This window comes from Streptomyces sp. NBC_00104, from assembly GCF_045160825.1.
Classification (GTDB): Bacteria; Actinomycetota; Actinomycetes; order Streptomycetales; family Streptomycetaceae; genus Streptomyces.
Window position 1 is genome coordinate 1,016,810 of record NZ_CP108215.1, and the last position, 12,135, is coordinate 1,028,944.

Consider the following 12,135-nt stretch of genomic DNA (forward strand, 5'->3'; position numbering starts at 1 on the left):
CATTTCTGGGCTGCCTTCTTCCAGGCAGCATAGGCGCCTGAAGCGGCCGATCCCGATCGGGGCGACCTGCGCTCCGGTCGAAATATTACTCGCCAGTACGACACCTACGTTCCCGCATTCCGTGCCCGCTAAGCAACCGCTTTGAACTGTGAGTTAGGCAACCCTGCGTAATCGTGCGGGAATCAGTCTCGCAGACCGTTGAAGCGGCCCTGGTGGTACAAGAGCGGCCGCCCGGCGCCCGACGGATCGCCCATGACCACCTCGGCGAGGACGATCCGATGCTCGCCCGCCGGAACGCGTGCCACCACCCGGCAGACCAGCCAGGCGAGCACGTCGTCGAGGACGGGAACTCCCTCCGGGCCGCTACGCCATCCGGTGGGCGCCCCGAACCGGTCGGCGCCGCTGCGGGCGAAGGTGGCCGCCAGCTCCCGCTGATGCTCCCCGAGTATGTGCACGCCGATGTGTTCCGCCTCGGAGATCACCGGCCAGCTGGAGGCGCCGGTTCCGATACCGAACGAGAGCAGCGGGGGCTCGGCGGAGACCGAGGTGAGCGAGGTGGCGGTGAAGCCGACCGGGCCGGTGCCGTCCTGTGCGGTGATCACGGCGACGCCGGCGGCGTGGCGCCTGAAGACGGAGCGCAGGAGTTCGGGGGAGGCGAGCCGGGGCGAACCGAGGCCGGAAGTGGCCGTCATGGAACTGTCCTTCTGCTGGAGTCGGCATGGGGGCACCGCCCGCTCGAGCGAAGTCGAGAGTGGGGGATGGTCCGTGGTTGCTCAGGTTCCCGGACAGCGCGCACTCGCCGTGCGGAACAGGAACGACCTCGGCATGGCGCCACGCTCGAAGAGAAGGAGTTCTCGGGGCATACGGTCAGGCTGACGAGAGGCGAGGCCTACAGTCAAGCGCGTCCCGGAGTGCGGCTTCACACGGCCTCACCGAGAGCGGCGATCACATCCGCCCGACGCGGCTGTCCGGTTGCCCTGCGGACGATCCGGCCGTCCGCGTCGAGCACGAGCACGGTCGGCGTCTTGAGGATGTCGAGCCGCCGCACGAGATCGAGGTGTTTCTCGGCGTCGATCTCCACATGGGCGACGCCGGGCACCATTTCGGCCACTTCGGCGAGCACCCTGCGGGTCGCCCGGCAGGGGGCGCAGAAGGCGCTGGAGAACTGGACGAGCGTGGCCCGTTCACCGAGTCCCTCCCCCAACTCCGCCGCGCCGACCCGCTTGTCGCCGTCCCGCCCGCGCACCCTGACTCTCCCGCTCCGCCGCTGATGCAGCACTCCGTACGCGCTCGCCGCCGCGAGCACCAGCCCACACACCACAAGTCCGGTCACAGCGTGCTTCAGCGTTCACGAGACTGCAAAGATTCCCGGGTCCCCAGGGAGATTGGCCTGCGGAATGCTTGACCCATGGACATCGATGTGAGGGGACCGCGCTTCGGGGCGGCCGTGACGACCGTGGTGCTGGCGGTCGTGCTGATCACCGGCAGCGCCTGGCTGCTGGCCTGGCAGACGTTCGCGTTCGCGCTGGGCGCGGCGAGCGGGGTGGCGAACTCGCCGTACGGCCGGGCCTTCCGCACGCTGGTGCGGCCCCGGATCGGGCCGCCCACGGAGTTCGAGGCGCCGGAGCCGCCGCGGTTCGCGCAGGCGGTCGGGCTGGTCTTCGCGGCGGTCGGCCTGGTCGGTCTCACGGTGGGGCCCGAGTGGCTGGGACTGGCGTCGACCGGCGCGGCACTCGCGGCGGCCTTCCTGAACGCGGTGTTCGGGTACTGCCTGGGGTGCGAGATGTACCTGCTCGTCCGGCGGGTCACCGTACGCACGGAGTAAAGGACGGGTGAACGTCCGGCAGTCGATCGCGTGACCGACGTGACGAGAATCTCGCCGACGCCCGGCACCAGGACTGGCTACTCGCACGTTCTTGGGGCACGATCTGCGAGATGCCGTAAACCTACGGCTGCGTAACTTCCCGCCGGGAGACCCCTTCCCAGGCAGAGAGAAGGGTCCACTCCGCCCATGGCAGAGCTTGTCTACCGCCCCGCGATCGGTCTCGCCCGCACCCTGTTCAAGGCATGGGACCTGAAGATCGACTGCAAGGGGTCGGAGAACATCCCGCGCTCGGGCGGCGCCGTGCTGGTGAGCAATCACATCGGCTACCTGGACTTCATCTTCGACGGCCTGGCGGCGCTGCCGCAGAAGCGTCTGGTGCGTTTCATGGCCAAGGAGTCGGTGTTCCGGCACAAGGTCTCCGGTCCGCTGATGCGCAACATGCGGCACATCCCGGTGGACCGCAAGCAGGGTGAGGCCGCCTACGCGCACGCACTGGACTCGCTGCGCTCCGGCGAGATCATCGGCGTCTTCCCCGAGGCCACCATCTCGCAGTCGTTCACCCTGAAGAGCTTCAAGTCGGGCGCGGCCCGGCTGGCCCAGGAGGCGGGCGTCCCGCTGATCCCGATGGCCGTGTGGGGCACGCAGCGGCTGTGGACCAAGGGCCACCCGCGCAACTTCAAGCGCAGCCACATCCCGATCACCATCCGGGTCGGCGAAGCGATAGAGGCCTCCAAGGACAAGTACGCGGGCGCCATCACCCGCCAGCTCCGTGAGCGTGTGCAGGAGTTGCTGGAGGCCGCCCAGCGCGCCTACCCCGTCCGACCCAAGGGCCCGGACGACACCTGGTGGATGCCCGCCCACCTCGGCGGCACGGCCCCGACCCCGGAGCAGGTCCGCGAGGCCGAGGCACGCTGACGCGCTCGACCGGGGCGGGCTTCAGGGGTTCCAGTACGTGGACAGGGAACCGATGAAGCCCGCCCCGAAGTTGAGCACGACCAGGTGCACCACGGCGGTGAGCCACAGCCGGCAGACCAGGGCGAGACCGACACCTCCGACCGCCAACCGGTAGAGGAAGGCCACGGAGTCCTGCTGGTACGTCTCCCCGTCCGGGGCCGTCATCCCCGGATACGGCAGCCAGTCCTCGGTGAAGACGCCCTCCGTGCCGAGTATCAGGACCCAGCCGATGACGACGAGGTCCACAGCGCCCAGCACCACGGCCGCGCCGATGTCCGCGCGCTGATGCCGCTCCGACCTCACCAGGAACCGCTGGACCCGCCCCGCTGCACGCATCCGCCGAGTCGATCACTTCGACTCGGCGGCGCCTATGGCGGAAGCCACACCTCCGGCAACAGGAGCGTCACAGGCAGCGGCATAGGCCTCAGCAGGGGTTTCAGAGTTCCGTGGGGAGCGTTCGCCAGAGGTGCGGCCGGTCGGCGGCGGCCTTGAGCGTGTCGAGGACCGCCGGATGCGGTGCGGCGTAGAGAACCGGGTAGTCCAGCTCGTCCGCGTCGGGGTCCGGCACCCAGGCCAACTCCTCGCCCTCCAGCGAGAACTCGGCGTTCACTCCCGGCTTGTTGCCGCGGGGGTCCTGGCGGTGCCAGTCCCCGTTGAAGCGCACGGCGACCAGGCCGTGGACGGCATGTCCGTCGCCGTCGTCGTGCGCCAACCGCTGGTAGCAGAGCGCGGTCGGGATGTCCTCCGCGCGCAGCAGCGCGGTGAGCGCGTGCGCCTTGGCGTAGCAGATGCCCGTCTGCTGTTCCAGGACGTCGGAGGCGCGCCAGGTGACGCGCGGATCGCCCGAGTCGGCCGAGTGGGGAATGGTGTCGCGCACGAACTCGTACGCCGCTCGCGCATAGCCATACGAGTCCGCCACTCCCCTGGCGAGATGTGCGGCCGTCTGTCGTACGCGTGGATGGTGATGGTCTATGGCCTCGTCAGCAACCAAATAGGCGGAAAGGTCAGGGTTCTGCTGGATCAGCTCCATGCCTGGAGAGCATAGAAATACGATCACCCGAGAGTCAATTACTTTTCGAGTGACCGTATATCTATGCAGTACTCAGCGTGCCATCTCCTCCTTGAGCGCCGCCACGAACCCGTCCACATCCTCCTCCGTGGTGTCGAAGGAGCACATCCAGCGGACGTCGCCGGCCGCCTCGTCCCAGAAGTAGAAGCGGTAGCGCTTCTGGAGGCGTTCGCTCACGTCGTGCGGGAGGCGGGCGAAGACGGCGTTGGCCTGCACCGGGTGGAGGATCTCCACGCCGTGGACGGCGCGGACGCCGTCGGCGAGCCGCCGGGCCATCTCGTTGGAGTGGCGGGCGTTGCGCAGCCAGAGGTTCTTCGACAGCAGGGCCTCCAACTGCACCGACACGAAGCGCATCTTGGAGGCGAGCTGCATGGACAGCTTGCGCAGGTGCTTCATATGACGGACGGCGTCCTGGTTGATGACGACGACCGCCTCGCCGAACATCGCGCCGTTCTTGGTGCCGCCCAGGGAGAGCAGGTCGACGCCGACCGCGTTGGTGAACGTCCGCATCGGGACGTTCAGGGAGGCGGCGGCGTTGGCTATCCGGGAGCCGTCCAGGTGCACCTTCATGCCGTGCGCGTGGGCGTGCTCGCAGATCGCGCGGATCTCCTCGGGCGTGTAGAGGGTGCCGAGTTCGGTGCTCTGGGTGATCGAGACGACCTGCGGCATCGCGCGGTGCTCGTCGTCCCAGCCGTACGCCTGCCGGTCGATCAGCTCGGGTGTGAGCTTGCCGTCGGGCGTGGGCACCGTGAGCAGCTTCAGCCCGCCGATCCGTTCCGGCGCCCCGCACTCGTCTACGTGGATGTGCGCGCTCTCGGCGCAGATCACCGCGCCCCAGCGGTCGGTGACCGCCTGGAGCGCGACCACGTTGGCGCCGGTGCCGTTGAAGACGGGAAACGCCTCGGCGGTGGCGCCGAAGTGGCTGCGGACGATCCGCTGGAGGTTCTCGGTGTACTCGTCCTCGCCGTACGCGACCTGGTGCCCGCCGTTGGCCAGGGCCAGGGCGGCGAGCACCTCGGGATGGACCCCCGCGTAGTTGTCGCTGGCGAAGCCGCGGATCTCCGGGTCGTGATGGCGTCGGGCGTCGGTCTTCGGAGGGTTCACGGCTTGTCGGTCAGCCACAGACGGTTCCCGTTCACTTCGGCGGCGGACTTCTCCCAGACACCGACGATGGCCTCGGCCAGTTCCTTGACGTCGGTGAAGCCCGCGAACTTCGCGTTGGGTCGGTCGGCGCGCATCGCGTCGTGCACCAACGCCTTCACGACCAGGATGGCAGCCGCGGAGGTCGGCCCGTCCGGGCCGCCCGCCTTGCGGAAGTAGTCGGCCGTGGCCAGCGTCCACGCCTCGGCGGCGGCCTTGGCGGCGGCGTAGGCGGCGTTGCCCGCGGTGGGCTTGCTGGCGCCGGCCGCGCTGATCAGGACGTACCGGCCGCGCTCGCTGCGCTGCAGGGCCTCGTGGAAGGCGAGGGAGGTGTGCTGCACGGTGCGGATGAGCAGCATCTCCAGGAAGTCCCAGTCGTCGAGGCTGGTCCTGGTGAAGGTCTCACTGCCGCGCCAGCCGCCGACGAGGTGGACGAGGCCGTCGACGCGCCCGAAGTCCTTCTCGATGCGGGTGGCCCAGTCCCGGGTCGACTGCAGGTCGAGGAGGTCGACCGTGTCGCCCACGACGGTGGCGCCGCCGTGCGCGTAGCGGGCCGCGTCCACGGCCTCGGAGAGCCGCTCGGGGTCGTTGTCGGAGCCGACGACGATCGCGCCCGCTTCGGCCAGCCGCAGCAGGGCCGCCCGGCCGGCGGGTCCCCCCGCGCCGGCCACCGCGATCACCGCGCCACTCAGTGCACCGTTGCCGTTCTGCATGGTCTTCGCCTCCTGAGCAGCGTCTGTGACGTCCGCGAATCCGGCGCTCACGCGGCGACCCGCTCGGCGTTCGCCGCGGTGATGCCCTTGGTGGAGGCGATCACTGTCTTCAGCTTCTTGGCGAGCGCCTCATAGAACATGCTGAGCGGAAACTCGTCCGGAAGCACGTCGTCGACGAGTTTTCGCGGCGGCTGCGTCAGATCCAGGGCGTCCGGGCCCTTGGCCCAGCGGGATCCCGGGTGCGGGGCGAGGTACGTCGCGACCAGCTCGTACCCGGCGAACCAGTGGACGAGCTTCGGGCGGTCGATGCCGTCGCGGTAGAGCTGCTCGATGTCGGCGCAGAGCTGGTTGGTGACCTGCGGGGCACGCTGCCAGTCGATGTACAGCTTGTTGTCGGTCCAGCGGACGACGTCGTGCTTGTGCAGGTAGGCGAAGAGGAGCTGGCCGCCGAGGCCGTCGTAGTTGCGGACCCGCTCGCCGGTGACCGGGAAGCGGAACATACGGTCGAAGAGGACCGCGTACTGCACGTCACGGGCCTGCGGGACGCCGTCGGCCTCCAGCTTGACGGCCTCCCTGAAGGCCGTGAGGTCGCAGCGCAGCTCTTCCAGGCCGTACATCCAGAACGGCTGCCGCTGCTTGATCATGAAGGGGTCGAAGGGCAGGTCGCCGTGGCTGTGGGTGCGGTCGTGGACCATGTCCCACAGGACGAAGGCCTCCTCGCAGCGCTTCTGGTCGTGGACCATCGCGGCGACGTCCTCGGGCAGGTCGAGGCCGAGGATGTCGACGGCGGAGTCGGTGACACGGCGGAACCGGGCGGCCTCGCGGTCGCAGAAGATGCCACCCCAGGAGAAGCGGGCCGGGGCCTCGCGCACGGCGATGGTCTCCGGGAAGAGGACGGCCGAGTTGGTGTCGTAACCGGCGGTGAAGTCCTCGAAGGTGATGCCGCAGAACAGCGGGTTGTCGTAGCGGGTGCGCTCCAGCTCGGCCAGCCACTCCGGCCAGACCATGCGCAGCACGACCGCTTCGAGGTTGCGGTCGGGGTTGCCGTTCTGCGTGTACATCGGGAACACGACCAGGTGCTGGAGGCCGTCCGCGCGGCTCGCGGCGGGCTGGAAGGCCAGCAGCGAGTCGAGGAAGTCGGGCACCTCGAAACCGTCGTCGGCCCAGCGCCGCAGGTCCTTGACGAGCGCCTCGTGATAGGCGGCGTCGTGCGGCAGCAGCGGGGACAGGGCCTCGACGGCCCCGATGACGCCCTGCACCGCCAGCGCGGCCTCGGCCGGATCGGGGGCGTCCTCGGCGTCGAAGTCGATCGAGCCGTCCTTGGACTGCCATGGCCGGATCCGCTCCACGGCATCCTTGAGCACGGGCCAGGCCGGGTGTTCCACCACCCTGTCGACCGAAGGAACAACGTCCTCCGCGCCCATCTGCACAAGAATTTCCGTCATGACCCATCCTCCACGGGATAAACTTTCGTAAGGACACCGTACGTAGCGGAGGTTCCCCACCGCAAGACCGATCTTGACCGGTCCTGCCGGAAATCCTCCCGCCACCCCCTCTACCTAACCGCTGAATCTCCTGTCACACGCGTCATAGATCACAATTCGTGCGCCTCGCTCCCCGCGTGGAGGCCTCCGGGGTCAACGCGCACCGGACTCGCCCACTCACGGATGACCCGGTCGGTACGGGGCAGGCGCGGAAACGGTCCTGTCCTGCGACGTGGCACGGCATGACACGACCCGAAAGGGCTCGTGCACATACGGATCCATCGCACGGCTGGAGGACTACGCTGCGCCCCAGCCGCGTGCCGCCCCTCCCCCGGTCACGCGGGCCGAGCCGCCGTCGACGGAAGCGAGTCAACCTTGAACTTCCTCACCATCGGTCACCGCGGAGTCATGGGTGTCGAACCCGAGAACACCCTCCGTTCGTTCATGGCCGCCGACCGCGCGGGCCTCGACGTCATCGAACTCGATCTGCATCTGAGCAAGGACGGCGCGCTCGTCGTCATGCACGACGCGGATGTGGACCGGACGACGGACGGCACGGGCCCGATCTCCGACAAGACCCTCGCCGAACTGCGCGCCCTGGACGCGGGCCGCGGCGAGCGCGTCCCCACCTTCGAGGAGGTCCTGGACGCGGTACGGGCACCGCTCCAGGCCGAGATCAAGGACACGGCGGCGGCTCGCTCCCTCGCCGAGGTCATGCACCGGCGTGACCTGGTGGGACGGGTCGAGGTGCTGTCGTTCCACGACGAGGCGGTCGCCGAGATCGCCCGGCTCGTGCCCGGCGTACGCACCGCGCTCGTCGCCAGCCGCTACGGCCCCGATGTCGTGGACCGGGCGGTGGCGGTCGGCGCCGCCACGCTCGTGCTGAACATCCGGCGGCTGACGCTGGAGGTCGTCGAGAAGGCCCGCAAGGCGAACCTGCGGATCATCGGCTGGGTGGTGAACACCCAGGACCACCTGCGCCTGGTCCGCGCGCTCCAGCTGGACGGCGCCACGACCGACTACCCGGACATCAAACGCACGGGACGCTTCACGGCATAGGACCCCGCGCCCGCGGCGTGCTCCGCCGGACAGGCCCAGGTCTCAGACGAGTTCCTTGACCAGCAGCTCGAACCTCAGGCCCGCGCGCCGCGGGATGCCGAAGCGCTCGTCGCCGTACGGGAACGGGGTCATCCGTCCCGTACGGCGGTAGCCGCGGCGCTCGTACCAGGCGATGAGGTCGTCGCGTACGGAGATCACGGTCATGTGCATCTGCCGGGCGCCCCAGGCCTCGCGCACGATCCGCTCGGCCTCGGCGATGATCACCTTGCCGAGACCGGCGCCCTGGAGGTCCGGGCTCACCGCGAACATCCCGAAGTAGGCGTGGTCACCGCGGTGTTCGAGCTGGCAGCAGGCGACGACCACGCCGTCCCGCTCGATGGCGAGCAGCCGGCTGTCGGGCGACTTGATGACCGCCAGGACGCCCTCCGGGTCGGTCCGCTGCCCTTCGAGGATGTCCGCCTCCGTGGTCCACCCGACCCGGCTGGAGTCCCCGCGGTACGCCGACTCGATCAGCGCGACGAGGACGTCCACGTCACCGTCGCCCGCGTCACGGAAGGTCAGGCCGGTGGCGGCGGTCTCCATGGGCTGCTCCTGACGGGCGTCTGTGCGGCTCGAACACGCACGAGGGTAACCGCAGCCGCGCCCCGAAACGGACGCGGGGAACCGCGCGAGCGGCCCCACTCACCCGCACCCGAAACACCGCGTCTCCGACGCCTACGCTCGACACATGATCCACGTACTGAGCAGCCGCACCCTTCTCCGCCCCACCGACCCCGAGCGTTCCCGCGCCTTCTACGGCGAGAAGCTTGGACTCCCCGTCTACCGAGAGTTCGGTACGGGCGACCACCGGGGCGTCGTGTACTTCCTCGGCGGCGGTTTCCTGGAGGTCGCGGGCCGCTCGGAGACCCCGCCGTCGCCCGCGCTGAAGCTGTGGTTGCAGGTGGCGGACGTGGCGGCGGCTCACGAGGAGCTGCTGGCGGCCGGGGTGGAGGTGCGGCGGCCGCCGGTGCGGGAGCCGTGGGGGCTCATCGAGATGTGGATCGCCGACCCGGACGGCACGGAGATCGTGCTGGTGGAGATCCCGGCGGACCATCCGCTGCGGTACCGGCCGGGCATCTGACGCGTCGCACCCCGGTGGCCGGGCAGGGGCTCGGGCATAGCGTGCTGGAAGGGGTTCCCGTCCCCGATTCCTCCCGATCCCCGTCCGGAAGGAACACCATGAAGCTCGACGAGCCGGTGACCGGTGGGCCCTGCTGGACCGAGCGGGGGACCGGCGACCGGTGGGCCCTGCTGGACCGAGCTGGGGACCGGCGACCTGGGGGCGGCGAAGCGGTTCTGCACCGAGCTGTTCGGCCGGCGCCCGGCGCGGTGTCCCTGGCCCGGCTGCTCGGTCGCCCCGGCGCGCCCGACCTGGGCTTCCCGCACGACTTCCTGCGTGAGCCCGTCATCCCCCGGAACGGAACGGAACGGGTGCAGGCCCGCTGGGTCGAGATCCGCGACCCGCGTACGACGGCCCCAGCTGGGGCCGTCGTCCCCTTCCCGTCCGCCTCGCGTTCCCGTCCGCCTCGCGACGACGTGTCCTAGGCGCGCGGCAGCCCCAGGCGGCCTTCCAACTGGATGAGCAACTCACCGAGCAGTACGGCTAGTTCGCGGCGGTCGTCGGTGTCGACGCCGGAGAGTACGGCCTTCTCGTAGGCCAGTTGTTCCGGCATGACGCCGTCCACGAGGTCGCGGCCGGTGTCGGTGAGGCGGACGTGGGCGACGCGGCGGTCACGGGAGTCGCCGCGTCGCTCGACGAGTCCGCGCTCGGTGAGCACCTTGAGGCGTTTGGTGACGGCGGCGCCGGAGGCGAAGGTCTCCCGGGCGATCTCACTGGGGGTCAGCTCGTGGCCGGTGCGCCGCAGGGTGCCGAGGACGTCGAACTCGGGGCGCGTGAGCCCGGCGTGCCGCAGGGGCGCGTCCTCGGCCTGTTGCAGGAGCGCGGCGCAGCGGTTGACCCGGCCGATGATCTCCATCGGGGCGGTGTCGAGACCGGGGTGCACCGTGTGCCACTGGCGCACCACCTTGGCCACCGTGTCCCCCAGAGCCGCGCCGCTCCCCGCTGCCCGCCCGTTGCCTGCCGTCATGCCCGTGCGCCCTCCGATGCCTGGAACCCGTGCTGTCGTACCGTCGCGGCGAGCGTACGGTGTCCGGCCTGCTCGACGTGTGTCACCCGCTCCGACGGCCAGGCGCGTTGCCACCATTCGCCGCTCGCTGCGTCGGTGACGGCACGCAGTTCGACGAGGGCGGCGGAGAGGGCACGGCGGGCGGCACGCAGTGCGCCGGGCGCGGCGTCCGGGTCGGCGGCCGTGCGGACCGTGTGCGCGCGGGCGCGCTCCACGGCGGCGAGGGCGTGGGCGACGCGGTCCCCGGCGCGCCGGTTGGTGACGGCGACCGCCGCGAGGAAGCCGACCAGGGCGCCGACGAGGGTGTCCAGGAGCCGGTCGGCGATCAGCTCACCGGGGTTGCCGTAGCGGACGAACTCGGTGACGAGCAGGGCCATCGGGGTGACGCAGATGCTGCCGAGCCAGTAGTTGCGGCCGATCAGGGCCTCGGCGCCGAAGCCGAGGGCGAGGCAGCACAGGACGAGCGCCGTCGGGCCGAGGTGGGCGAGCGGGACCAGGGCGGCGAAGGCCAGCACCCCGGCGAGGTTGCCGACGACACGCTGGACGCCCCGGCTCCAGGTGAGGGTGAGGTTCGCCTGGTAGAGCGAGGCGGCGGTGACCAGGGCCCAGTAGGGACGGCCGACGCCGATCGCGAGGGAGGCGTACCCGGCGAGGGCGCAGCCGACGGCGGTGCGGACGGCGAGGGGGGTGAGCGGGCCGAGCCTGCTCCACAACGGGGCGCGCCCGCCCGCGAGTTCAGACTCGACGTCGAGCAGTTCGCCGGCCGCCTCCGCCGGGGCGGTGGCTCGTGGGAGGGGTCCGGCACCGCGCAGTTCGCGGGCCCGGGCCCGCAGTCGGCCGGGGTCGGCGTCGGCGGGCGCGGCGAGCGCGACATCGGCGCGGACCAGGAGCGCTTCGAGGGCCCGTCGGGGTTCGGTGCGAGCGCCGGCGGTGAGCAGTGTCTGCCAGGCGGCGTGCACGGCGGTCGCGGCGACGGCGCGGGACCCCGGCTGGCGCGCGTGTGCCGCCTCGATGTGGGCGGCCACCGCGTTCAGGGCCTGGGCGGTGGCACGGCGCTCCGGCCCGTGCGGGCGCAGGAGGCCGGGGACCATGCAGACGAGCCAGGCCCAGGCGCCCGCGACTGCGGACGCGGCGAGGTGGCCGGGGACCTGGGCGAGGGTCTGGGGCAGGAAGAGGGCCGCCGAGGTGACGAAGGTGAAGATCACGTTGGCGGGCGGCCCGATCCGGCTCGCGTCACAGAGCGCCTTCTGCGCGGCGGCGAGGAGCGCGCCCACGGTGACCAGCACCACCGCGTTCGGGGTGAGCGCGGCGGCGACCAGGGCGACCGCCAGGCCGGCGACCATGCCGAGCACCACCCGGGCAAGGGTCCGGGCGCGGGCGGCGTAGGGGCGGTTGTGGGCGTAGAGCGCGCACAGGGACCCGGCCATCGTGTACACCGCCAGGTCCAGGCGGTGGAGGGCCAGCAGCGTCAGGTTCGGCGGGGCGGTCGCCGCGACGACGCTGAGTGCGGGCTTGAACCAGATCTCGGAGGGGCGGTTCGCCCGGAGGACACCGGAGAGCGGAAGGCGGCGGGCACGGGGAGGTCTGACGCTGCGCATTCCATAACCTTAGCTGGTGTTTTATTCGTGAAATACATTGCGCGACTGTGGCACTCGTCTCCGTGGGCTCGTCTCCGTGGCGCACTCCCGCACGCTCCCCCGCGTACACCCTTGCGCTCGTATGCGCG

Annotated in this window: 15 protein-coding genes; 5 read left to right on the forward strand and 10 right to left on the reverse strand. The window is 70.6% G+C overall.

The genetic code is table 11. From position 1 onward, the window contains the following. Positions 1 to 182 precede the first annotated feature (182 nt). Both OG272_RS04285 and OG272_RS04290 read right to left on the reverse strand, forming a co-directional pair. Positions 183 to 692, reverse strand: coding sequence for a flavin reductase family protein (locus OG272_RS04285; protein ID WP_326584901.1), 510 nt, complete (start codon positions 690 to 692; stop codon positions 183 to 185). 227 nt (positions 693 to 919) lie between these two features. After that, the gene (locus OG272_RS04290) at positions 920 to 1,333 is read right to left on the reverse strand and encodes a thioredoxin family protein (protein WP_327731135.1); all 414 of its coding nucleotides are present in this window, start codon (positions 1,331 to 1,333) and stop codon (positions 920 to 922) included. Positions 1,334 to 1,408: 75 nt separating this feature from the next. On the opposite strand from OG272_RS04290, the gene OG272_RS04295 reads away from it, so the two are divergent. Together OG272_RS04295 and OG272_RS04300 are read left to right on the forward strand one after the other, a co-directional pair. After that, positions 1,409 to 1,825, forward strand: coding sequence for a DUF4395 domain-containing protein (locus OG272_RS04295; protein WP_327731134.1), 417 nt, complete (start codon positions 1,409 to 1,411; stop codon positions 1,823 to 1,825). A 186-nt stretch (positions 1,826 to 2,011) separates the two neighbouring features. Continuing rightward, a complete protein-coding gene (locus OG272_RS04300; RefSeq protein ID WP_326584898.1) occupies positions 2,012 to 2,740 on the forward strand; it encodes a lysophospholipid acyltransferase family protein in 729 nt (242 codons plus the stop codon). Between the two features lie 21 nt (positions 2,741 to 2,761). On the opposite strand, the gene OG272_RS04305 is transcribed toward OG272_RS04300, so the two are convergent. The 5 genes from OG272_RS04305 to OG272_RS04325 form a co-directional block, all read right to left on the reverse strand. Beyond that, positions 2,762 to 3,115, reverse strand: a complete 354-nt coding sequence (locus tag OG272_RS04305) for a hypothetical protein (protein WP_327731133.1) — start codon at positions 3,113 to 3,115, stop codon at positions 2,762 to 2,764. A 100-nt stretch (positions 3,116 to 3,215) separates the two neighbouring features. Then, on the reverse strand, positions 3,216 to 3,809 hold the full coding sequence (locus tag OG272_RS04310; protein ID WP_328222366.1) for a transglutaminase family protein: 594 nt from the start codon (positions 3,807 to 3,809) through the stop codon (positions 3,216 to 3,218). 72 nt (positions 3,810 to 3,881) lie between these two features. Continuing rightward, positions 3,882 to 4,952, reverse strand: coding sequence for a low specificity L-threonine aldolase (locus OG272_RS04315; RefSeq protein WP_327731131.1), 1,071 nt, complete (start codon positions 4,950 to 4,952; stop codon positions 3,882 to 3,884). Continuing rightward, positions 4,949 to 5,701: an SDR family NAD(P)-dependent oxidoreductase gene (locus tag OG272_RS04320; RefSeq protein WP_326584894.1), complete on the reverse strand. Its 753-nt coding sequence runs from the start codon at positions 5,699 to 5,701 to the stop codon at positions 4,949 to 4,951. Before OG272_RS04320 ends, OG272_RS04315 begins: the two co-directional genes overlap by 4 nt. Before the next feature lie 47 nt (positions 5,702 to 5,748). After that, entirely contained in the window at positions 5,749 to 7,146 is a 1,398-nt protein-coding gene (locus OG272_RS04325) for a DUF6421 family protein (RefSeq protein WP_405892588.1), read from the reverse strand. 414 nt (positions 7,147 to 7,560) lie between these two features. Here OG272_RS04325 and OG272_RS04330 point away from each other — a divergent pair, with 414 nt between their 5' ends. Next, positions 7,561 to 8,244: a glycerophosphodiester phosphodiesterase family protein gene (locus OG272_RS04330; protein WP_326584892.1), complete on the forward strand. Its 684-nt coding sequence runs from the start codon at positions 7,561 to 7,563 to the stop codon at positions 8,242 to 8,244. Positions 8,245 to 8,286: 42 nt separating this feature from the next. Here OG272_RS04330 and OG272_RS04335 read toward each other — a convergent pair whose 3' ends face one another. After that, positions 8,287 to 8,826 (reverse strand): GNAT family N-acetyltransferase, encoded by a 540-nt coding sequence (locus OG272_RS04335; protein ID WP_326584891.1) that lies wholly within the window; start codon positions 8,824 to 8,826, stop codon positions 8,287 to 8,289. A gap of 145 nt (positions 8,827 to 8,971) precedes the next feature. On the opposite strand from OG272_RS04335, the gene OG272_RS04340 reads away from it, so the two are divergent. Together OG272_RS04340 and OG272_RS04345 are read left to right on the forward strand one after the other, a co-directional pair. After that, a complete protein-coding gene (locus OG272_RS04340; RefSeq protein ID WP_327731129.1) occupies positions 8,972 to 9,364 on the forward strand; it encodes a VOC family protein in 393 nt (130 codons plus the stop codon). Between the two features lie 98 nt (positions 9,365 to 9,462). Further along, on the forward strand, positions 9,463 to 9,828 hold the full coding sequence (locus OG272_RS04345; protein ID WP_405896143.1) for a hypothetical protein: 366 nt from the start codon (positions 9,463 to 9,465) through the stop codon (positions 9,826 to 9,828). Here the strand turns inward: OG272_RS04345 and OG272_RS04350 are convergent. Continuing rightward, entirely contained in the window at positions 9,825 to 10,370 is a 546-nt protein-coding gene (locus OG272_RS04350) for a MarR family transcriptional regulator (RefSeq protein WP_327731128.1), read from the reverse strand. The two genes, OG272_RS04345 and OG272_RS04350, sit on opposite strands and share 4 nt — an antisense overlap. Further along, positions 10,367 to 12,007 (reverse strand): FUSC family protein, encoded by a 1,641-nt coding sequence (locus tag OG272_RS04355; RefSeq protein ID WP_405892591.1) that lies wholly within the window; start codon positions 12,005 to 12,007, stop codon positions 10,367 to 10,369. Before OG272_RS04355 ends, OG272_RS04350 begins: the two co-directional genes overlap by 4 nt. Positions 12,008 to 12,135 lie beyond the last annotated feature (128 nt).

What these genes read in the sequence shown, in the direction of transcription:
- OG272_RS04285 (WP_326584901.1), bottom strand. Translation starts at nt 692, where the DNA reads ATGACGGCCACTTCCGGCCTCGGTTCGCCCCGGCTCGCCTCCCCCGAA.
- OG272_RS04295 (WP_327731134.1), top strand. Translation starts at nt 1,409, where the DNA reads ATGGACATCGATGTGAGGGGACCGCGCTTCGGGGCGGCCGTGACGACC.
- OG272_RS04300 (WP_326584898.1), top strand. Translation starts at nt 2,012, where the DNA reads ATGGCAGAGCTTGTCTACCGCCCCGCGATCGGTCTCGCCCGCACCCTG.
- OG272_RS04305 (WP_327731133.1), bottom strand. Translation starts at nt 3,115, where the DNA reads ATGCGTGCAGCGGGGCGGGTCCAGCGGTTCCTGGTGAGGTCGGAGCGG.
- OG272_RS04310 (WP_328222366.1), bottom strand. Translation starts at nt 3,809, where the DNA reads ATGGAGCTGATCCAGCAGAACCCTGACCTTTCCGCCTATTTGGTTGCT.
- OG272_RS04320 (WP_326584894.1), bottom strand. Translation starts at nt 5,701, where the DNA reads ATGCAGAACGGCAACGGTGCACTGAGTGGCGCGGTGATCGCGGTGGCC.
- OG272_RS04325 (WP_405892588.1), bottom strand. Translation starts at nt 7,146, where the DNA reads ATGACGGAAATTCTTGTGCAGATGGGCGCGGAGGACGTTGTTCCTTCG.
- OG272_RS04335 (WP_326584891.1), bottom strand. Translation starts at nt 8,826, where the DNA reads ATGGAGACCGCCGCCACCGGCCTGACCTTCCGTGACGCGGGCGACGGT.
- OG272_RS04340 (WP_327731129.1), top strand. Translation starts at nt 8,972, where the DNA reads ATGATCCACGTACTGAGCAGCCGCACCCTTCTCCGCCCCACCGACCCC.
- OG272_RS04345 (WP_405896143.1), top strand. Translation starts at nt 9,463, where the DNA reads ATGAAGCTCGACGAGCCGGTGACCGGTGGGCCCTGCTGGACCGAGCGG.
- OG272_RS04350 (WP_327731128.1), bottom strand. Translation starts at nt 10,370, where the DNA reads ATGACGGCAGGCAACGGGCGGGCAGCGGGGAGCGGCGCGGCTCTGGGG.
- OG272_RS04355 (WP_405892591.1), bottom strand. Translation starts at nt 12,007, where the DNA reads ATGCGCAGCGTCAGACCTCCCCGTGCCCGCCGCCTTCCGCTCTCCGGT.